General features: G+C 40.4%; 16 protein-coding genes. 6 read left to right on the forward strand and 10 right to left on the reverse strand.

Going from position 1 to position 22979, the window contains the following annotated elements; translation table 11 throughout:
• Positions 1-25: 25 nt before the first annotated feature.
• The 10 genes from AC0UA9_RS00115 to AC0UA9_RS00160 form a co-directional block, all read right to left on the reverse strand.
• On the reverse strand, positions 26-1744 hold the full coding sequence (locus AC0UA9_RS00115) for an OFA family MFS transporter (RefSeq protein ID WP_475655671.1): 1719 nt from the start codon (positions 1742-1744) through the stop codon (positions 26-28).
• A gap of 580 nt (positions 1745-2324) precedes the next feature.
• On the reverse strand, positions 2325-3053 hold the full coding sequence (locus tag AC0UA9_RS00120) for a DUF1499 domain-containing protein (RefSeq protein ID WP_475655672.1): 729 nt from the start codon (positions 3051-3053) through the stop codon (positions 2325-2327).
• A gap of 67 nt (positions 3054-3120) precedes the next feature.
• Positions 3121-3909, reverse strand: a complete 789-nt coding sequence (locus tag AC0UA9_RS00125) for a sterol desaturase family protein (RefSeq protein ID WP_475655673.1) — start codon at positions 3907-3909, stop codon at positions 3121-3123.
• Positions 3902-4546 (reverse strand): CDP-alcohol phosphatidyltransferase family protein, encoded by a 645-nt coding sequence (locus tag AC0UA9_RS00130; RefSeq protein WP_475655674.1) that lies wholly within the window; start codon positions 4544-4546, stop codon positions 3902-3904. Before AC0UA9_RS00130 ends, AC0UA9_RS00125 begins: the two co-directional genes overlap by 8 nt.
• 16 nt (positions 4547-4562) lie before the next feature.
• The gene (locus AC0UA9_RS00135) at positions 4563-5201 is read right to left on the reverse strand and encodes an ATP-binding cassette domain-containing protein (protein WP_475655675.1); all 639 of its coding nucleotides are present in this window, start codon (positions 5199-5201) and stop codon (positions 4563-4565) included.
• Positions 5202-5240: 39 nt separating this feature from the next.
• Positions 5241-6995 (reverse strand): ABC transporter permease, encoded by a 1755-nt coding sequence (locus AC0UA9_RS00140; protein ID WP_475655676.1) that lies wholly within the window; start codon positions 6993-6995, stop codon positions 5241-5243.
• Complete coding sequence (locus AC0UA9_RS00145; RefSeq protein ID WP_475655677.1) at positions 6992-8290, reverse strand: ABC transporter substrate-binding protein; 1299 nt, start codon at positions 8288-8290, stop codon at positions 6992-6994. The genes AC0UA9_RS00140 and AC0UA9_RS00145 overlap by 4 nt, the downstream gene beginning before the upstream one ends.
• Positions 8277-9107 (reverse strand): DUF547 domain-containing protein, encoded by an 831-nt coding sequence (locus AC0UA9_RS00150; protein ID WP_475655678.1) that lies wholly within the window; start codon positions 9105-9107, stop codon positions 8277-8279. The genes AC0UA9_RS00145 and AC0UA9_RS00150 overlap by 14 nt, the downstream gene beginning before the upstream one ends.
• Position 9108: 1 nt before the next feature.
• Positions 9109-11274, reverse strand: a complete 2166-nt coding sequence (locus AC0UA9_RS00155; RefSeq protein ID WP_475655679.1) for an FAD-dependent oxidoreductase — start codon at positions 11272-11274, stop codon at positions 9109-9111.
• A gap of 25 nt (positions 11275-11299) precedes the next feature.
• Entirely contained in the window at positions 11300-13609 is a 2310-nt protein-coding gene (locus tag AC0UA9_RS00160) for a TonB-dependent receptor (RefSeq protein WP_475656150.1), read from the reverse strand.
• Between the two features lie 282 nt (positions 13610-13891).
• Between AC0UA9_RS00160 and AC0UA9_RS00165 the strand changes: the two genes are divergently transcribed.
• From AC0UA9_RS00165 to AC0UA9_RS00190, 6 genes are all read left to right on the forward strand, one after another.
• Positions 13892-14305 (forward strand): hypothetical protein, encoded by a 414-nt coding sequence (locus AC0UA9_RS00165; protein WP_475655680.1) that lies wholly within the window; start codon positions 13892-13894, stop codon positions 14303-14305.
• A 177-nt stretch (positions 14306-14482) separates the two neighbouring features.
• Positions 14483-16114, forward strand: coding sequence for a B12-binding domain-containing radical SAM protein (locus AC0UA9_RS00170; RefSeq protein WP_475655681.1), 1632 nt, complete (start codon positions 14483-14485; stop codon positions 16112-16114).
• A gap of 584 nt (positions 16115-16698) precedes the next feature.
• Positions 16699-18039 carry a hypothetical protein gene (locus tag AC0UA9_RS00175; protein WP_475655682.1) on the forward strand — a complete coding sequence of 447 codons (1341 nt, stop codon included), beginning with the start codon at positions 16699-16701 and terminating at the stop codon, positions 18037-18039.
• A 550-nt stretch (positions 18040-18589) separates the two neighbouring features.
• On the forward strand, positions 18590-20254 hold the full coding sequence (locus tag AC0UA9_RS00180; protein ID WP_475656152.1) for a purine-cytosine permease family protein: 1665 nt from the start codon (positions 18590-18592) through the stop codon (positions 20252-20254).
• A gap of 163 nt (positions 20255-20417) precedes the next feature.
• Entirely contained in the window at positions 20418-21986 is a 1569-nt protein-coding gene (locus AC0UA9_RS00185) for a mannitol dehydrogenase family protein (protein ID WP_475655683.1), read from the forward strand.
• Positions 21986-22906, forward strand: a complete 921-nt coding sequence (locus AC0UA9_RS00190; protein ID WP_475655684.1) for a carbohydrate kinase family protein — start codon at positions 21986-21988, stop codon at positions 22904-22906. Before AC0UA9_RS00185 ends, AC0UA9_RS00190 begins: the two co-directional genes overlap by 1 nt.
• Positions 22907-22979 lie beyond the last annotated feature (73 nt).

Consider the following 22979-nt stretch of genomic DNA (forward strand, 5'->3'; position numbering starts at 1 on the left):
TTTTATTAGTTAAAATTAGTGTTAACTAATGGGTATTCTCAACATGATGTTTAGCGTGGACAGGGCGAATGGTTAAGTTAGCAAAGAGCGCAATAACTAATAAACCGGCCATAGCATACATAGTGGTATTATATAAACTTGGTGTGGGATCAATAGTGCCTGCTGGAACTAATTCCATTAAGTTACTGACTGTTACTGTTTTTGCTGCGACAAGCTCATTCAATTGACTAATGGCAGAGCCAAACTTAGCTTGGAATACCGCAGGGTCTATTTTCGACACTAAGTCGGCTATTGCATCATTTACCGACATATTTCTCAGGTAGGTAATAGCGAATGGACCAAGAACACCTGCTGTTGCCCACGCTGTAAGTAAACGACCATGTATTCCTCCAACATGTAAAGTACCAAATATATCAGCTAAATAAGCAGGAATCGTTGCAAAACCACCGCCATACATGGTGAAGATGACCATTGTGGCAGCGTAGAACATAATTAACCATACTGTAGATGGATCTGCACTCACTTGAGAGGCCGCGTAAGGTATTGACAAGTAGAGCATAGTTCCTAATACGAAGAAGAAGTGATACGTGTTCTTTCTCCCTATGAAGTCGGAAATTGATGCCCAGAAAAATCTACCGCACATATTAAATACCGAGATCATGAGTACATAAGTACCCGCAAAAGTCGCGGTAGCGACATCAGGTAAAGTTGAGCCAAAAATATCAACCATCATGGTTTTAGCGACACCAATTACACCAATACCTGCTGTTACGTTTAAACAAAGAACGGCCCATAACTTCCAGAACTGTGGTGTTTTCAGTGCTTGATCAATGTGTACATTATTATGAGTAATCATGCTTTTTGCAGCTGCATCTTTGTCCGGTGGAACCCAACCTTCAGGAGTCCAGCCTTCAGGTGGAACACGATACGAGAGTGAGGCGATAATCATGACAATAAAGTACACAATACCTAACGTTAGGAAAGTACCTGCAGCGCCCGTATCACCTGTGCCTACAACATAAATACCTGCATCACCAGGAAAAGCCATATCCGCTGCTTCACCAGCCGTTGCAACAATAACTTCTACCGTACCAGACGCCGTTTCTGCAAAACGTTTACCTGCTTCTGTTATCAGTGTTACCGTACCTTCTGTCCCTAAATAAGTAGGTGCAACCGCATGGAAATTTAACAAAGAAGCAATTAATGGTGCACCAATCATCGCGCCGCCACCAAAGCCCATAATGGCCATACCTGTAGCCATACCCCGCTTATCAGGGAACCAACGCAGCAAAGTAGAAACCGGTGAAACATAGCCTAAACCCAGACCACAGCCCCCGAGTGCGCCATAACCAAGGTAAACAAGCCATAATTGATGGGTAGATATACCAATACTACCGATGATAAAACCGCCACCCCAAAGAAATGCGGCAGTAACACCAACACAACGAGGACCAACTTCTTCAAGCCATTTACCAGCAACTGCTGCAGATAACCCAAGAAAAACGATAGCGACAGAAAATATCCAAACAACGTTACTTAAAGACCAATCTCCCGATGAGCTAGTAACTACCCCTAATTCTTTAATAAGTGCGGGGTTAAATATACTCCATGCGTAAACAGAACCAATACATAAATGAATTGCAATTGATGCTGGTGGGACAAGCCAGCGATTAAATCCCGATTTAGCAATTATTTTATCTTTCATTAAGAAAGAAAAAAAGCCCGCAATTGTATTTGACATCATTGAATTCCTTTTAGCTACAGCCTGATTTAAAAAAGAGAATAATTAAATGTTTGTTTTTGTAACAGTCGAATAGTGAAAACTAACCAGTGTTTTAACTATTTTGTTATGACCAATAACAATCCACTTAATGATTTGTTTTTACTAATACCAAAATATGAATTAAATTACATATAGTTGTTTTGTATTATGAAAAAACTATACCACTGGAATATTGTTATAGAAATATGAAGAGCTATTCATATGTAAGGGGTGGGTTTTTAACTGAAACCCAAAATAATATTGAAATAGCACCAATTAATACATTCTGAGCCATTAACAATTTAGGTGAAATATTAATAAATAAATGTCGTTATTTTGCGACATGTCTGCGAGTGACTGCAGCATAAATGCCAGCAAAAGATTAAGGGAAGTAACAGACTATTTTAAGCCAACTAAGCAAAAACTTAAGGTGGCTAAGTTATTCATTGCCATAAGAAGAGTCATATTCCATCTGCCACATATAACAAAGCCCGCTCATTGAAAGACTAGTGGGCTTTTTTTGGATATTTGTATATAAGGTAGATGCTGCTATCCCGCGTTATTAGCTTTTTGCAAACCGCGTGATAAAGCTTATTACTCGCTGGGCATTAGCGCCCAGATCAGTGCCGCCAATGCGCGAAATTGATCGTAAGTCTATATTACTGCCAGTCGCGCTTGCTTCAATGCGAATAACTACGTCATCTTTAAATGCCCAAAGTAAGGTGGTATCAACGGCTTCGATAATACCTTGCTCGGCGTCTTGGGCAATGATCTCCCAACCTAAACTCTTGGCTGTTGCCATGGCTAGCTTAAATGCTTGCGGTTTAGTTAGCTTGCTGTTGATGGTTTTAACTGCTGGATATGCATTTAATTGCAGTGGCGCGAGTTTTTCGCTGTCATAGCTTAACGGGTTACTGTTTTCACCTCGTAAGGCTATTATTGCTTGAAATTTTGGTGGGTTGGTTGTGTCAGTGCTCACCTGATGCAGAAAAGGTAATGATTTAACTTTAACCCATTGCATTGTTAACCCGATTGCCGGAATGGCAAATAAGATGACGGCAAAGGCACAGCCTTTAACAACCGGATAGTTTTTGTTAAATAATGCGAACAACCCAAGCAGCAGGGCGATAATTAATCCCGCAATGCTGCCGTAGCCGGTAAATGATATCACTTTAAATGAAATAGCCATTGGCCAAATGTCTAAGCGATAAGCAAGGATAGCGACGGGAAAACCCAGTATTAGTAGTATAGCGCTATACTTACAAACGCTAGTAATTTTATTGATTAACATGGAGTTATCTTAATATGTTGTTGTGATTAATAGCAAGTTTGTTAGCTGTGCCCACCGTTGAAGCTAATTATTTTTTAAACGGCATTAATAATAAAGCGATAAACGAGGCGTTTTGCTTAACACTTGGGTATTCAAGCAAACCAATATCTAGTTCTGCGTCGGCTTTTGTGGCCTCATTTTTATAACTGCCAAAAAGTTTGTCCCACCAAATAACGCTAAAGCCATAATTTGAGTTTGTTTCACTCACTACTTTACTGTGGTGAATGCGGTGCAGTATTTGCGTCATTAATATAAGGCGTAGTGGCTTTTCAATGGCATTAGGTAGGCGTATGTTTGCATGATTAAACAAGGCGAGTCCATTTAACGCGATTTCAAATATAAGTACCGCAATGGCGGGTACGCCGAGTGCCGTAACTGCAATAAGTTTTATAACTATGCTGAGCACAATTTCGATGGGGTGAAAGCGTAGGCCGGTACTGGTATCTACATGTGCATCGGCGTGGTGTACGCGGTGCAAACGCCATAAAAGTGGCACTTTATGAAACAACCTGTGCTGCCAATAAATGAGTATATCGAGCAGTATAAGGCTGAGCACTATGGCTATTATGCTAGGCATAGCTAGTTGGTTAAATAAGCCAATGCTATGCTCTTGATTATAAAGTGCTACTGCGGTTAAACCAATCGGCACGGTTAAACGTGCGATAACAGATGAAGCAAACACTAAGCCAAAATTTGCAAACCAGCGAGTACTGTTTTTAATGGGCGATTGCCTTGCGGGCTGTCGCCATTCAAGCAACATCATTATAATTAAAATACTAAAAAAGCAGCCCAGTCGCCACCAAACTTCGTTAGTCATTATTATTTATAACCTCATTGGCTTCTTGCTGTTTAAGTGTGTTGTAGCCGCCATGTATACGGGTAAATATGGTAATGGCGCAGGCAAAAGCAAATATACCGGCGAGAAATGCAAACTGCTGCGGCCAAATACAAAAGGCTACAAATAGCGCTATGGTTTCGGTGCCTTCGGTTAAACCGTTTAAGTAGTAAAAGCTTTTGTATTTAAATTGTGGTTTTTCGAGTTTAAATTTTTCAGCGGCGATAGCAAAAGCTAAAAAGCTTGAGCCGGTACCAATAAATGTAGCGAGCAATATAGCGCCTGCAATGGCGTTTTGTTCGGGGTTTGCCAAAATAAAGCCAAGTGGAATGGCCGCGTAAAATAAAAAGTCGAGGGTAATATCTAAAAAGCCGCCAGCGCTTGAACTTAAATTAGCATGGCGTGCTAGTGCACCGTCAAGCCCATCTAAAATGCGATTTAAAGCAATGGCAGCGAGTGCGCCGTACCACATTTCAAAAGCAAGTAATGGCACAGCGAGCAAGCCAATTAAAAAGCCAAATACTGTTAGCTGATCGGGTGTTATGCCGCGTTTATGTATCAGCACTACCACAGGCTTTAACAGTGGTTTTATTACAGGGGTGATAAATTTATCTAACATAGGGGGCCTTGTGCGCTTAAATTACAGTATTTAAGGTAAAAAGTTTACCGTTTGCAGCGTCGTAATCGCTATGATCGTGCGTTACCATAATGGCAGGCAGTTTATGTTGGCGTATTTGGCTAAACACCAGTTCACGGGTATCAACGCGCAGTTGCGTGTCGAGCTTACTAAAAGGCTCATCGAGTAAAATAGCTTTTGGCTCACTTAATAACAGTCGTAATAAGGCAACACGTGCTTGTTGGCCGCCCGACAAACTATCGGGATGGCGATTGGCCATTCCTTTTAAACCGACTTGCTCAAGTGCGTGTGCTATTTTTTCAATGCGTTGTTTTTTGCCCCCTTTGGGCATAGCAAAAGCAATATTACCCGCTACACTTAAGTGCGAAAACAATAAAGCGTCTTGATACAGTACGCCAATATGGCGTAAATGCGTGGGTAAATCATTTATATTTTTACCATTAAGCCACACCTCTCCAGTGGCTTTAAAGCCACTGGGTAAAGTACCTGTAAGCCAATTTAATAAGCTTGATTTACCACTGCCCGATGGGCCCATAATTGTTAGGATTTCACCGCCATTAACTTGCTCGTTTAAGCTAAGTAGTCGCTCGTTTTGGCGATAAAGTTGACAATTTTTAATCTGTAAAGATGACTGCATTAAAAAACCTTTAACTCAATACTGTTTACTGTGAGAGCTTTACGCTCGTGCGCTTTTAAAAAAGTACTTAGGTAAAACCCATGCCAGTATAAACCCAATAAGCGGCAGTGCCATTTGCATAATAGCGTATACGGCACTGGTGCGCCTACTTGCGCCATTTGCCAGGGTAACTGCTTCGGTTGTTATGGTGGCTATACGCCCGCCACCGGCTAAAAGAGTTGGTAAGTATTGGCCAAAACTGATCGCTAACCCCAATGCGGCTGCAATTAAAATAGGTGCAAATAACTGCGGTAATTTCACTTTAAAAAACACTTTGTAAGGCGCTGCGCCCAAACTTGCTGCAACGCGCGCAAAGCGAGAGTCTAACCGCCTATAACTGCTCGAGAGTGACAAAAATACGTAAGGCAAAACAAACAGTAAATGGGTAAACACCACATTAAAAAATGCGGCTTGGTTATTTACCCATTGTTGTATCCATACTAGGCCAAACAAAAAGGCAATACTGGGTACTAATAGCGGTAAGTAAATAATTAAACTGGTAAAGCGAGAGATGGGTTTGTCGCTTAACTGCTCCGACTCTAAACACAATAAAGTAACCGTAATGGCAAATACCGTTGTCACTAAACCAATAGCTAGGGTATTAAAAAGCGGGTTGCTCATTTGCATTAATGCACTGTTAAAATGCAGTAGGGTAAATTGCTCGGGGAGTGCATCGGGAAAGCGCCAAAAGCCCGCAACCGACCACAAAATAAGGGCGATTAGCGAGAGTAAAATAAAACCGATCACCAAAGCGGTGAGTATTACCGTTAGTTTTTGCCAATAAAACCCGCCGTACTCGCGCACCCCATTAGTGAGTGAGTCGCTAAATAATACTTTTATCGCTTTTTCGCCGCCAAGCCAAAGTGCAAGTAGCCCCCCCGTGAGTGCCAGTTGTAGCAAAGCACCGGCTGAGGCTTTAATACGTAAGTTTAAATCGACATCGTTAAACCAGTGCATAATAGCTACCGCTAATGTTGACGGTGTATTTGGGCCTAAAATAAGTGGCATTTCTACACTGGCGCTGGCATAAGCGAGCACAGCTAAAATAGGTAAACGCAGCAGTGGGTAAAGGCTAGGGAGTATTACTTTAAAAAAGGCGGTCATGGGGCAGTAACCCAAATTAAGCGCAACTTTATGTTGCTGGCGTAATTTTTTGCCAAGCTCAGGCTGCGCCAGTACGCCTAGTGCCATTAATAACAAAAATGGCAGTTCTTTAAGCGTTAACCCTAACATTATACTAATGCCGAACGAGTCATGCGGGAATAGGCCGTTTGGTGCAAGTTCCCACCCGCTTAACCAAGGCGATAACATTCGTGAAATCATGCCTGAAGGGGCAATTAAAAAACCTACCGCAATAGCCGCTGCAGCGTGAGGGATCACTAAAATAGGGCTCAGTAAACGCTGAATGCGGTTAAGCCAAGGGCTGTTAAAAAAAGCGGCTAAAATCATCAAAGTCATAATAAAAGCAAGTAAGGTACTTATTAAACCTGTGCCAATACTTAGCATAGCCATATTTACTAGGCCGGGTGTTTGCCAAAGCATGGTAAAGCCTTGCAAGCCAAATGTAGTTTGATCAAGTGCAGGGGCATAACCAAAGGCGGGTAGTAACACACTAATTAAGCCGCCAAGTACGGGTAAAATAAGTAAAACGAGTAAAAAGCGTGGGCTTAATTTTACTATTTTACTAAACATATCATGGCTTTTACGGGCGTGAGGCCCATGGCTTGTCGCCACTTTATTGCTAATAACACTCATTGGCTTACCCCATAGCGAGTTTGCCAGCCTAGCATTATGGCATTTACCCAGCTTGGGTGTGGCTCGCTCAATGTGCGCTTAATACTGTTAAAAGGCAGTGCGCTTGGGTGCGGTTTAGCTGTTTTAAACAAGGCTTGTTGTTCTGGCGTTAGCCTTGATTGAATAAGTACACTTTTATCGCCCCATATATGCGCTTTTTGTTTTTGGGCTTGCGCCGCTGGGCTTAATAAAAAGTTAGCGACTAATTGCGCACTATGCGGGTGGCTTGCATTGTAAGGAATGGCGACAAAGTGAGTATTACTTAAACTGCCATCAGCCATGGCATAGCTGCGAATGCTTTTTGGTAAATCGTAGCGTTTAACGGCTGCGGGCACTTCGGGTGCTGAAAAGGTAAAGGCGATACTTAGCTCGGTATCGTCTACTAAACGGCGCATTTGCGCGCCACTTTGCATAAAGTGCGTGCCACCACGCCAAAGCGTAGGGTGTAGCATATTTAAAAAGTCCCACAGGGGGGTTAATACTTGTGCTGTGTTGTTAGCGGTAGCCGCTTGGTTTAACTGCGCTTTAATACTTTCACTACTTTGCTGATGCAGTACCACTAAGGCGTATTTTAAAAAACTCATCCCTAAAAAATCAGGCGGCTTGGGGTAGCTAAAGCGCCCCGGGTTTTGTGTGCTCCAGTTTAATAATTCGTTTAATGTAGTAGGGCGTTTATTGTTTGCCTGTTCATTTATTGCAAGGCTGTCGTAATAAAAGGTGAGCGATGCTTGCCCCCACGGTGCTTCCATACCATTTGTGGGTATGCCAAAGTCAAAATTAACCGCCGGATTATTGGCGGGATCTGTGAGTGCAAAGTTTGGTAGTTTATTTGCCCACTGTTTTAACAACAATGCGTGCTCGCTCATGGTGGCAAAATTAGCGCCGTTTATCCATACCAGATCAACACTGCCTTGGTCATTATTATGTGCTGATTTTTCGGCCAACACACGGCTTACTGCTTCGCTGGTGTCGCTGAGCTTTACATGCACTAAGTTAATATTATATTGAGTTTTAACTTGCTGGGCAGCCCATTGAATATAGGCATTTATTTGCGCATCGCCGCCCCAGGCATAAAAGTACACGCTTTGGTTATTACCAAGCGTTTCAATATTTTCCCAGCGAGTGACTAAATCTTTACTCATATTTTGAGCGTTATTATTAGCAAAAGTGCTTAAACTTGTTATTAAGCAAACGCAAAACGCGACACAGTAAACACTGTATCGCGTAGCTGTTTGCCAAAACTTACTGGCGTGCATTTAAATCCCAGTTGTAGTCTAAAAATTTTACTTTCATGTCATTATTTTTAAGCACTTTTTGCTGAGCGGGTACTAGTTTAAGTGCATCGCTATATTGCAGTAAAAACTGCTGTAGCGTGTCTGCACCTCTAAAACCTTTTTCAAAGTCATCGCCGTACCATTTAAATATAGCGGAGATATTTAGCGTATTTTCCTGCGCAAAATTACGTGTTGTATCAGATAAAAAACGCACCGTTTGCTGTTGCAATTGGCTCTCTAGTTCAGTAGCTGTGAATGCCTCCCCGCGCAGCGCAGGGCAACCAATACTTGCACAATTTACAGCAAAATGAATGCGTGGATCGTTATATTTACCGCTGCCACGAATTAAACCGTGCTCTATGTCATCAAGGCTGCGAGTTTTACCCAGTAGTGGCACAAACGCTTTGCTCCATGGTGAGCTAAAAAAGCTGCCTAAATCTTTTATTGATTTAAGGTTTGGGTACTTAGTCAATATAAGTTCAACAGTCCACGCATTATAAGCATTGATTAAAAAAGCGAGTTGCTTAGGCTTTTCCCACGAGTCAAACTCGTTTTGTGTCACGGCACTTAACGAAGCTAAATACGTTTTTAGCTGTGCATGCTCACGTTTTATGGCTGCGTAATCAACCTCTGTGCTGTGATTATGGTTAATCGCGACAACATGCTTATTTAGCAAGGCATTCCAGCTATCGTGCAGGTTATTAGTCGTGCTTTGCGCTTGGCTTGCAAGCGATGTTACAAGCGCCGTCGCAAAAAATGTCGCACTTAATAATAAAGGCTTTAATGTTGTGTTAAACATATTAGCCTCGACGCCACGTATGATATTTTTCGAGCAGGTTAAGTACTTTTTCAGGCGCATGCGCGCGTTTCCACTCACCTGCAGCGTATTTGTTGCCTTCAGCCCAAGTAGGATAGCTGTGTATCGTACCCAGTATTTTATTAAGGCCTAAACCGTGTTTCATGGCCAGTACAAATTCAGTAATTAAATCACCCGCGTGTTCAGAGACCACAGTTACACCGAGTATTTTGTCTTTGCCTTTAGGGGTAATGACTTTAATAAAGCCTTTGGTGGCGCTGTCGGTAATTGCGCGGTCTAGCTCTTCAAACTCAAAGCGAGTGATTTCAAAATCGATACCTTTATCAATTGCCTCTTGCTCGTTTAAACCCACACGTGCCACTTCTGGGTCAATAAAGGTGGTCCATGGAATAACGCGGTAATCTACTTTAAACTTTTTAAGGTTACCAAATAAGCCGTTTACTGCTGCGTACCAACCCTGATGAGCCGCTACGTGCGTAAATTGATAAGGGCCAACAATATCGCCTGCGGCAAAAATATTAGGGTATAGCGTTTCTAGGTATTCGTTAGTGACTATTGTACGGTTTGTTTCTATGCCTAGCGCTTCAAGGCCGTAACCTTTAAGGCGGGCACTGCGGCCAACAGCGCATAGCAGTTCGTCGTATTCAATAGCAATTTCTTCATTATTGCCTTCGTTAAGGCGTTTAACAATAATGAACTTTTTACCATCGCGCGCTTCACAGCGTAATGCCTGATGCGAGGTTAAAATGTTTACGCCGCTTTCGCTCAACGCTTCATGAGCAAAGGTAGACACTTCAACGTCTTCTTTGATCATGATGCGCTCCGCCATTTCAATTTGCGTAACGCTTGAACCTAAACGGGCAAAGCTTTGAGCTAATTCGCTACCAATTGGGCCACCACCAAGTACTACAAGCTTTTTAGGTGCCTCATCTAGCGCTGCAAATTTATCCCATAAAGTATCGCTTGTTACATAACCGGTTTCTTCTATACCGGGTAGTGGCGGTACAAATGGGCGTGCGCCAGTGGCAATAACAATAGTACGCGCAGTTAATGTTTGCGTGCCGCCATCGTTAAGTTTAATTTCTACCGTCCACGGGTCGATTAATTTGCCGTAGCCTTTTACTACGTCTACGCCTAAATTAGTGTAGCGCTCTATGCTGTCGTGCGGTGCTATATCGGCAATAACTTTATGAACACGCGCCATTACTTTTTTAAACGAAAACTGCGGTGTCATGTTTTCTAGGCCGTAGTGTTCACCGTGGCGAATTTGCTCTGCAATTTTAGCGCTTTTAATTATCGCTTTACTTGGAACGCAACCGTAGTTTAAACAGTCGCCGCCCATTTCGCCCGCTTCAATAAGGGTTACTTTTGCTTTAACAGCAGCGGCAATATAGCTTGTTACCAAACCACCAGCACCCGCGCCAATAACAATCATGTTACGGTCGAAGCTTTTAGGTTTAGTATAGTTTTTGTATACACGACGTTTTTTAAACACGTTTAAGATCCCTTTAGCAATAAATGGGAATACGCCCAATAAAGCGAATGATAAAATTAAGTCCAACGATAAAATGCCCGATAAACTCTCTATTTGAGCAAGCTGCGTACCTGCATTAACAAATACAAATGTACCGGCTAGCATACCCACTTGGCTTACCCAGTAAAAAGTCCATGACTTGATGGCTGTTACGCCCATTAACAAGTTGATTAAAAAGAACGGAAACACCGGCACTAAACGCAACGTAAATAAGTAAAAGCCGCCTTCTTTTTCAACGCCTGCATCAATGGCTGCTAAACGATCAGGAAAGCGCTTTTTAATGGTATCGCGCAATAAGTAACGTGATACTAAAAAGGCCAATGTAGCACCTATGGTTGATGCAAACGATGCAACCAATAAGCCTTCAACTAAGCCAAATAAAGCACCCGCTGCCAGTGTTAAAATAGCCGCGCCCGGTAAAGACAATGCAGTAACCACCACATACAATAAAAAGAATCCGCCAATTATTAATAGCGGAGATTGCGCTTTATATTGGCTAAACTGATCCATCGACCCTTTTAAGCCCTCAAGCGTTAGTAATTGGTGCAAATCAAAATGAAAGAACAGGCCGATGGCGACCGCTGCAATCAATAACAAAAGTATTTTTTTAATCATGTTCTCTCTTCTCTAGCATTACTGTTTAGAAATTATGGGTAAGCGTCAGCTTAGCGTTAATAGGTAGCTCAGGAAAAACGAGTGTGGCGTTAAAGTAGCCACCTTCAAAGACTGGGCGCCAGTTTTTTTGGTTGGTTACATTGTTTACATCTAAGCGTAACTTGGTGCTAGGCGTAAAAGCATAGCGAGTATTTATGTTTAATGTGTACTGATCGCGAATATGCACGGTTGCCAAAAAGTCTAATGGGTAACTCTTGGTATAGAGACCTGAAAACCCCGTTTGCCATTTAGCATTAATGGCATAATTGCCGTTAAAGCTAAAGGATTGCTCTGGAATGCCTTGAACTTGGCTACTTGAAGGCGCAAATGCGGTAAAACTCGGCGCGCCCACGCTAGTGCCTGCAATAATATCAGGACGAGAATTGTCAAATGCATCGGCTACTTGGGCAGAATCTTGACTACTTGCAGAATTATCGTAGTGGGCGTCAATGTAGCTATAGCCTGCGCTTAACCAGTACGGGTAGGCATCGTAAAATACTTGGCTTTCAAAACCTGTGGTGCGAATACCGGTATTACTGCCATCGCGGTTACGTAAACTGCGGCGTTGACTAAATATAGCACCATCGGCATACCAATCACTATTGCTTGGTGCATATTTTAAACCAAACTCAACGAGCGTATTTTCGGTGGCAAAATTTTGCGCACTAATGGTATTGTCGCCGCCAAGTGTAGTACCGCCAGCCATGCTATTTGATGTGGCTTCGTTGTAACTTGCTGCGCCATAAGTGGTGTAATCATCGCTGAGTCGGTAATTAAAACTTACTTGCCCTGAATGCAATGTATCGTTAATGCTGTCGCTGGCGGCAATTTGCCCTACAGGTGCTATTGGGTCGTTTGCTTCTACGTCATAAAAATCAACGCGGTAGCCAACACTGGTATGAAACTTATTAGTCCAATCAGAATCTTGTTGAATAGCCAAGCCTGTTTGCCATGAGCGTGAGTCAGTGGTGTCTGATAAGTTAAAGTCGCCACTGCCGTCGTTATTAATGTCGTACTGACCACCCGGCGATACAAATACGCCAGGGCGTAGCTCTACCAACCGCGCCTTTTGTGCATCGGTCAACGGAATACGGCGATTTGAAATCGGGCCAGTTAAATCTATGGGTAAGTCGGCTTCGGTGGTAAATTGGCTGTAACCTAATACGCGGTTATAGCGTACATCAAAGGCAAAAATAGTTTGCTGGTTACTATGCCAAAGGTAGGTAAGCTCGGTACGGTTTTGTGCGGTATCGGCACCCGCTATAATTTCAACAAAGCTGTTTTGTGCAATTTCGTCACGTTGTAAATGCTGAAAGTAGGAAATGTTTTTAATTGACGCGTGACTAGAAAGCTCACGCTTATAAATACTGTGGAGTAAGTAGGTAGTTGCCTCGTTTTGATTATCAGGATCAGTCAGTACGGTGCTGCGATCTATTTTTACTTGCCCGGTTGGTGAAATAATCGAACCCGCTAAAGGTACAGTGCTACCATTTGCTTGCACCCCTTGGCCGGTAATATACAGTCCGTCATCTATTAACGCCTGAGTAGGGCGGTTAATACCGGCGTTATCGGTAAATTCAACTTGGTATAATTCAACATTAAGATCCCAGCTACTTTTATCATCAGGAAATACACGCAGCGCGGCAAATAAGCTGTCGCTTTTTGTACCAGAGTAGTCGTAATAACTGCCGTTATCAATATGCTCTGCACTGACTCTAAAACCTACTTTGTCTTTTACTATGGGGGCGCTGTAGTCAACCAGTACACGATATTGATCCCATCGTCCGGCTGATAAGCTTGCTTTACCTTTACTTTCGTCTGTAGCAGCTTTTTTAGAGTGTAAGTTGACAAACCCGCCATTGCGTTGGCTTGAGCCAAATAATACCGGTGGCGCACCTTTTACTACATCTATTTGTTCTATAGCGTTGAACGATAACGGTACACCAAAGCCATTGTTGCCCGCTTGACGACGTGTACCATCTTGAAAAAGCTCACCTAATTGGCCGCGTATTGTGGGTAAACTTGGCGCGCCAAAACCACTGGCTGAATAGGTATTAGGGCTTACTGCAAGCACATCTTGTAACGTGGTAATGTTAAGCTGCTCTATTAGCTCGCTCGAAATAGGGGTTACCGAGCGTGGAATATCTTTTAGGGCCATGTTGTTGCCAAACGGACCGTCGATTAAGTTATCTTTAACGGAAAGCCCTTGAGAGTTTACCTTGTGGCCTAGTACTTCTAGCCGCTCTATGGTGTTTTTATTCGTATTGGCTTTAGTTTCAGTTGCATTCACTAACATTGATACATTTAAGCTAATAAGGGGTGCGAGTAAATAAATAAGTTTCAAAGTGCACTCGTGTTTATTGAATTTGTTATGGTGGATAAAGTAAGACCTTAGTAAGTGGAATAAGCTTTCATTTTATTTAACATAGTTTGTCAAAGAACAATGGCTAATTTTATGTATGGCATTTGTCTTTCAAAAATTGAGCAAACGAAAGAATTTTATTTGCTTTAGTGCGGTCTAGTTTGTTTCACTCACACTATTTTATCTTTATTTAGGTATTATTTAAAAGGAATCTCTATGACAAGCACTTACAATACTCATTTACAAAACCGTTTACAGTGGTCACTTTTTTCACTGCGTTTGGGCGTTTTTATTGTGATGATAATGTGGACGCTGGATAAATTTGTTAACCCAGGACACAGTGCAAAAATCTTTGAAAAGTTCTATGGTATAGGTGGTTCAAGCGAAATAATTATTTATATATTAGGTTTTTGCCAATTATTGTTAGTGTTGGCATTTATGGCTGGTATTAAAAAGCGGTTTACTTACGGCTTGATTTTTCTGATGCACGGCTTGTCTACACTGTCTTCTTATAATCAATATATTGATGGGTTTAATCATTTATTATTTTTTGCTGCATGGCCAATGTGGGCAGCGACTCTCGCGCTGTATTTACTGCGTGATGAAGATAATAAATTGACGATTAAGTAACTTTTATCTTTAATAAAGAGGCTTTGTTGCCTCTTTATGATGTGTGCTATTTATTAAGCTGAATAATATAACAAACCACGGTATAATTAGTTTAATACCCGCAAAGGTAACAAAAGTACAGCATGGGGTGAAAAACCTGCTGAACTTGCGTTACCATAATGACTCAACTGAAATAATATGCAAGACGTAATAAAGCCGACCTCAATAGAAATCACTACACCTATAACGGTACAAAAGAGCGTCAACAGAGTTGCTCATTCTCATAAAGAAATTAATAAAGAATCACCCAACATTGTATTGGCTACACTGAATGCTAAATACTTTCATACCAGTTTTGGCTTGCGCTACCTTTATGCCAATTTAAAAGAGTTACAGCGTTTTTGTCATATTAAAGAATTTACGATTCATAGCCGCGCAATTGATATCGTTGAACAAATTTTAGCAGAGAAGCCAGATATCATTGGCTTTGGTGTATATATTTGGAATATCGTTGAAACCACCGATGTTGTTAGCCTATTAAAGGTTATCGCACCAGAAATTAAAATTATTTTAGGCGGACCTGAAGTAAGCTATGAAACTGAGCAGCAAACGATTGTCAGTTATTCAGATTATGTATTAACAGGGCCTGCAGATTTAAGTTTTTACCAATTGTGTAGAGACCTGATAGATAATACGCCGCCAGATAAAAAAATTGTGCGATCAAAACCGGTAGAACTAAGCGAATTAGCCCTACCTTATGAATATTATACCGATGAAGATTTAACCAATCGCTTGCTGTACGTTGAAGCGTCGCGTGGTTGTCCCTTTAAATGTGAATTTTGTTTATCATCATTAGATAAAACATCAGTGCCTTTTGAGCTAGACGTATTTCTAGAGCAGATGGACATTCTATATCAACGGGGAGCAAGAAACTTTAAATTTATTGATCGAACCTTTAATTTAAATATTGCTACCACCATGCAAATTATGCAGTTTTTCTTAGACCGCATGACAGACGATTTGTACCTTCATTTTGAAGTGGTTCCCGACCACCTACCAAGAAAGCTAAAAGAGTTATTAACCCAATTCCCCGAAGGCAGTTTGCAATTTGAAATTGGCATACAAACTTTTAATACCGAGGTACAAGCAAACATAAGCCGTAAGCAGAATAATGCTAAATCAAAAGCTAATTTAATTTGGCTTAAAGACAACACCCATGCTCACATTCATGCGGATCTTATTTTTGGCTTACCGGGTGAGACCTTTGATACTTTTAAAGACAGTTTCAATCAGCTTTATCATTGTCGGCCACATGAAATTCAAATGGGTATATTAAAACGTTTAAAAGGTAGCCCAATAATTCGCCACACTGAAACATTCGACCTACGCTTTAATCCATTACCTCCCTTTAATATATTAAGCACCGACAGGGTAAGCTTTGCCACCATGCAACGCATTAACCGCTTTGCGCGTTACTGGGATATGATTGGTAATTCTGGCCGTTTTAAACATTCATTGCCACAAATATTGTCTGAGCAACCTTTTGATGATTTTATGGCAATTTCTGAGTGGATTTTTACTAAAACAGGGCAAACACATAAAATTAATCTGAAAAGACTGTTTGAACTAATTTCACAAGCAGTAGAAGCACTATTTCCAGAAAAACACCAAGTTGCATTGTCAAAAATTGAACTAGATTACGATGCCGCTAAACTAAAAAGCCCTTTTAGTGTGCTTAACCTTTTTGCCAAGCCACAGGTTGAATTAAGCAAAGTAGGGCCTAAAAGTAAAAACAAAGCGTTAAAACGCCAACAACAACATATGAGTTAATGGCTATTTATTCGCTCAAAGGTGTTTACAGTGGTTAAGCACCTTTGAGCAATAGAAACCTTGATTACCTTGTCTATGTTATTCCCCAAGTATATTTTTTACCCCTAACGCTTACGTTAAAGCAGTCACAACAAGATTAAATACCTCGTGTATTACACTTACTACACCTTTATCGTGGAGATTAGACTGAGTGAAGTGTGCACCTTTTACTACTTCACGTCTTGCTTAGCGTTACAAAGTAATTTTATTTAACTTTAGCGCGTCAAGCATTTATACAAGCTGTCCCCCCAATACAACGCATAAGCTTTGTGTAGGTTCGTCGTTAATTTAATAGCTGACTTTTATTAACAAACTTATTGACTAAAAAAAACCATGGTGAGACTATGCTCGCTAGCCGGGCTATTGCTCTTTATTGGGTTTTTGTTGTTTTTATCTGTTATTTGGTGGGTGCGTGTACTCACAGTTACCAATGATGAATAACGCTAACCATTAAACGAGTGCAGTAAGGTATATGCCCAGCACGAGTAGAAGGAAACAAGCTTACCGTTAATTTAATAACTAAAAATATAAATAAAGGGGTTACGATGTTACAACACACACCAAAAAAATTATCTAAGTTAGGCGTATTTACCGCGGTCATTATGACTATATCAGCACCCGTTTACGTAAAGGCTGCAGAGTTTCTTGATGGTCTTGCTGAAATTAACTTTTTAGCGTTACAGAACTATCAAGCAATACAAGCAAAAGCGGGGGCATTTCGCCCTGTAGATGAAGTGCAATCTTCTGGGTTTGGCCGTTTGAGAGTCAATTTACAGCTGAAGTTTCACATCAGCGACAATATCGTAGCCGATGTAGATATTGCCGAAGAACCTAATGATTTCGGTAATAATGGTGATCGAGATTTTGCATTTCATCAAGACTTTGCTGGGATTGAGTTTGATCTGCTTGGTCTTACTGATGTAGCACGCGATGATGCTGATTTAACGCTGCGGGTTGGTAATATTGGCTCAGCACCATTTCAATTTAAAGGTTTTCAAGACGGCGCTGATAACCAAGCCAATGCACTTATTGGTAATGGGATAACGGACTATGCAACGGCAGAGAATGGTATGCAATTAAGGTATAGCAAATCTTTCGATCGAGGTGTGATTCGTCGTTATACTGTTGCTGGTCATATGACTACTTCAAGTTTTGGTGAGGCCTTTCAGGAAAACAGAGGTTTTAACTACAGTGTTCAGGGAACCCTTGAATTTGCTAATAGTTTCAAAGCGGGCTTGAATATTTTTAAGGCTAATCAAGGTGAACAATTGCGTTTTGAAAATGGCGTAGCAAGCCTTGATGGAATCACCACAGCCAACGGTCGTTTTGGTGATGGTGAAAACTATAACTTCTCTGCTGGTCCTTCAAGTGAGCGTGATACGCATATAGGTGTTATGCCTGGTTTGGAGCAATCAATAATCCAGTTAAACTTGGCGTATCAGCCTACAGCTAAAACAAATGTTATTGTGATGATTGGTAAATCTCAAGATGACTATACTTTCGCAGATACGGCAGGTAACCCTCTGGCTGGTTTTACCTATTTAGGCGTTGACGGTGTAGCAAATAGTGCAGGAACATCGTTTGACGCAAATAGAGTAATAAAGGGTGAATCATCAGTAGCGTATTATACACTGGAAGCCTCATACTATTTAATCCCCAAAAAACTATATATGGCAACACGTTACGCAGCAGCAGAAAATACATCTGATTTAATTGAACACACCGATAACACAGTGAAACGTATTCAAATAGCCCTGGGATATTGGGTTAATGACAAAACCCTCCTTAAGTTGGAATATGTTGACCAGGCAGAAGGTATTAATTCGGGTGGCCAAATAGGCACAGGCTTTGACGGACTTACGTCAGAAATATCAGTTAAATTCTAACAGTGCCCCCTGTGTAACTAGTGACACCTGTCATTGAATTAACAGTAATCTCGACATGCGATAAGTTGAATACTTGTTTTTGTTGGCTTACTCAGTAATGAGTAAGTCTTTATAGCCAAAAGTTATAAAGTTTTCGTGATCAATGCGCATATAAATACCAGTATCAACTTATTTGTTAATACTATTATGACAATATCTTCAATATATTTCGGTATATTAAAACTTAATTTTTAATTCAACACCATCTTAAGTTATTGTTTTAGTGATGTATTTTTTAATGCAATTTAAAGGCAATATTTTAACTTAAATAAACTTATTGACGATGCAAACTCAATTGTGTGATTATGCCCAGCGTTTGGGCTATTACTCAACAAAGAGTTATAGCCTATTAAGTCAACAAAAAACACTAGTTATTACCAAAAATACCTAATAAAAAATAACGTTAAAAAACTTATCACCTGGTGGGCGGTTTACTCGGGTGATAGTAAGGAAGGCAAAAGTGGCGAATACGCAAAGCAATAATACATTTACTAACATAAATGAAGAACAAATGCCGGTAGCACAAAATAAGCTACATGGTTGGAAACATTTTGCAGGTTTATATGCTGGGGAACATGTGGCTGCAACTGAGTTTGTAATAGGCGCAACTTTTGTTGCCTTAGGTGCAGCAACAACAGACATTTTACTCGGGTTGTTAATTGGTAACTTATTGGCAATGTGCTCATGGTGGTTATTAACAGCGCCAATAGCAGTTGAAACACGTTTAAGTTTATATAATTACCTCAATAAAATTGCCGGTAACTCAATGACTAAGCTCTATAATTGGGCAAATGTTGTGATATTTTCAGTGATTTCGGCTGCCATGATTACAGTTTCATCAACGGCTGTCAGGTTTTTATTTGATATACCTGCACAATTAAACTGGTACCCAAACAGCTTTTGGTTTGTTGCTATTGTATTAGCGGTTGGCTCTATCGTGGTGTTTGTTGCTATGTATGGTTTTTCAACTGTCGCTGATTTTTCTAAAATATGTGCTCCATGGTTATTTGTGATATTTATTGCTGGTTCATTTACTTTGTTTCCGGCGTTATCGAATCACGTATTAGGTACTACAACGCTCTCGGGGTGGAATGATTTTATCACCATTGGTGACAGTTCAATTTGGACCGGTTTTACCGGTGACGGTGAAAAAGGAATAGGGTTGTTCGAAGTCATAGGCTTTGCATGGGCAGCAAATTCAATTACTCACTTTGGCTTAATTGACATGGCAATATTTCGCTTTGCAAAACGTAAAAGCTATGGCTTGTTTTCTGGGGTGGGTATGTTTTTCGGGCACTATTTAGCATGGATTTCGGCCGGTATTATGGGGGCTGGTGCTGCGGTATTACTTAAAACAACGATTACCGCATTAGATCCAGGCGACGTTGCCTACCATGCATTGGGTTTAACAGGTTTTGTTATTATAATTATTGCCGGCTGGACCACAGCGAACGCTAATTTATATCGCGCAGGTTTAGCTGCCCAATCCATATTTGTTGAACAGTCCCGTGAGAAAACGACCGCAATTGTTGGGGTTGTTACCGTAATTATTGCTTGTTTTCCTTTTGTATTTTCGCAAATGTTACCTTTACTCACTTACGCTGGTTTATTAGTAGTGCCTGTAGGCGGTATTGTCTTTGCTGAGCATGTACTTTTTCCAAAACTTGGTTTAACACGCTATTGGGCTAAGTATCAAAATATTTCTCGTAGCATTCCCGCAATTGCTACCTGGGCGTTAGCATTAGTTTTTGGCTTTGGTTTAAATGCACTGGATGTAATGTCGTTTTATTATCTATTTATTCCAACCTGGATATTTAGCATTGTTATTTACACCTTATTAGCTAAAAAATATGGTGCCGACAAAGATTACAGTAAAGAAGTGGCGGATGAAAAGCTTGAACAACTACAAATTGTTGCTTACCAAGCAGAACAAGCAAGTAACGACAAGCCATTTATTGTCGACACCAGCAAGATCAGCAAACTGTTAAATACTGTATCAACAGTTTCATTATTAATCATTACAGCTTTTGCATGTCAAGTTATGTTTTTTAGTGAGACCATGGATATTTATAATGCGAATAAAGCACAGTTTGAACTGTACTGTTTCATATTTACCCTGACGTACTTCGCTAGCGCTTATGTCGCGCTTAAGCGTCAAAAGGCGTTAAATAGTTAACTAATCACTCATTTAAAAAACACCCAAAGTTCGTAAGATTAAACGGTTAATAATATAAATAACGGGTTAATCTTGCGAATAACACAGTTCAACAGGGCGATGAACAACATCATCGTTTCCTGATTATATTTTAGGATTTATCCTATACAGTAAGGCCAAACACATGACTAATACTTTACTAAAAACTACTGTTAACAATACAGTGTCAGCCGCAAATAAAGGGCATTTAAATGCTTTAACATGCGCCACTTTACCACATCATATTGATGTACCAACGTATGATCGCAGCCAGCTTAAAGCCGGTATTGTTCATATTGGGGTAGGGGGATTTCACCGTGCTCATCAAGCAATGTATATTAATGAGTTATTGAAAACGCCAGGCTCAGAGCAATGGGGAATTTGTGGCGTGGGCTTATTAGAAAACAACCGTAGCTTACGCGATACGTTAGTTAAACAAGACTATTTATATTCTTTAGTTGTTCGCCATCCAAATGGCCAAATTGATAATAAAGTGATTGGCTCAATGATTGACTTTATTTTCGCACCTGAAAATAAAAAAGCAGTAATCGAAAAATTAGCGCATAGTGATACCAAAATTGTCTCGTTAACTATTACTGAGGGCGGCTATAATTTAAACCCAACGACGGGTGATTTAGATTTAGAAAACCCTGCTATTATTAATGATATTAACAACCCCAATGACCCCAAAACAGCCTTTGGTTATATTGCCGCTGCGTTAAAATTACGTAAAAATAATAACGCACCCGCTTTTACTGTGCAGTCTTGTGACAATATTCAACATAATGGTGCAGTAACACGTAAAATGTTACTTACGTTTACCCAGCAGCAAGATCCTGAACTGAGCCAATGGATCGCGCAACATGTAAAATTCCCTAATGCGATGGTTGACCGCATCACACCAGCCACTACTGAGGTGGATATTGAGTATGTTGCAGATACTTATGGCGTTAATGATGAGTGGCCAATAACCTGTGAGTCTTTTTCGCAGTGGGTAATTGAAGACAGTTTTAGTGATGGTCGCCCTCGCTGGGATTTAGTTGGTGCGCAATTTGTAAAGGATGTAACCCCTTTTGAAAAAATGAAAATTCGTTTGTTAAATGCAGGTCATTCTGTCTTGGGAATTTTAGGCGCAATTCATGGCTACGCGACTATAGATGAAACCGTATCTGATCCTGACTTTGCTAAATACTTACGCGCCTTTATGGACTTGGAAGTTACACCGTTATTAGATGAATTAGACAGTATTGACTTAAATCAGTACAAGGATACCTTAATAGAGCGTTTTTCAAATCCTAATATTAAAGATAGTCTTGCGCGTATCTGCAGTGAAAGCTCAGCTAAATTACCTAAATTTTTAATTGCGACAGTCATTGAAAATTTAGCTGTTGGACGTGATTGTTCACTAGGGGCTTTAGTGATTGCAGCCTGGTGTTTATATAGCGACAAACAAGTAAATCAAAAACAAGAAGCATTCGCTATTCAAGATGTTATGCGCGACGAGCTTGCAGAGTACGCTAAAAAAACACAGGTAGATAAACTGTCTTTTCTAAAATTGAATTGCTTGTTTGATAATTTAATTGATCAACCTGCATTTAGTCAATTATATGCTGATGCTATTGATGCACTTTATACCCCAGAAAGTAACATTAAAACCATTATGAAAAGCACGCTTGAAAATAAAGCAGATAGAGTTGCTCTGGAGATAAAATAATGAATAGTTTATTTATTAATGATAAAGCCCCGACTGATATATCAATAAACTGTTTTGGTGAAGTACTCTGGGATTGCTTCTCTCATGGAAAACGCTTAGGTGGTGCACCATTAAATGTTTGTTTAAGGTTAAATTCGCTAGGCATTAAAGCTCAAATGTTAAGTGCTGTGGGTGATGACCCGCTAGGTTATGAACTGCTTAAAGAGATAAAAGAGCGCCAAATGACCACTGAAAATATCACCATTAACCCTGATAAAAAAACCAGTACGGTGGAAGTGTATTTAGATACAAACGGCTCTGCATCATATGAAATTGTGGCTGATACCGCTTGGGATAATATTAAGGAAACGCCTCAACTGATAGAACAAGTACAAGCGTCAGATATTTTTGTTTTCGGTAGTTTGGTTGCTCGTCAACCGTTGTCATTAAACACACTTAAAACATTACTAAAAGTGGCAAAATTTAAAATTTTTGACGTGAACTTGCGTAAACCACACTATGATCTAGCTGTTTTGGTTGAATTGATGCAACTTGCTGACTTTATCAAACTAAATGATGACGAACTATACGAAGTAGCACATGCTATGGGATCAAAGTTTAACTCGTTAGAGCAGAACCTTGAGTTCATTGCAGAAAAAACTAATACACCTTATATGTGTGTTACTAAAGGTTCTCATGGAGCATTACTTAAAATTAATGATAAAAATTATTATAATTCCGGCTACCTTATTAATGTTGTTGATACGGTTGGTGCGGGCGATTCTTTTTTAGGTTCGTTAATATTTCAACTTTGCAATACAACCAATGCACAATATGCGGTAGATTTTGCTTGTGCGGTAGGTGCTATGGTTGCGCAGAGCCATGGGGCAACACCAGAACTTTCACTGAATGATGTTGACGCATTTATGCACCCAGAATGATTTACAATGGCAGGTAAAAGCTTGTAATATAATTTCATTACAACACTGGATTCATATCAACTAAAAATGCATA

It is taken from the genome of Colwellia sp. F1 (assembly GCF_056238625.1).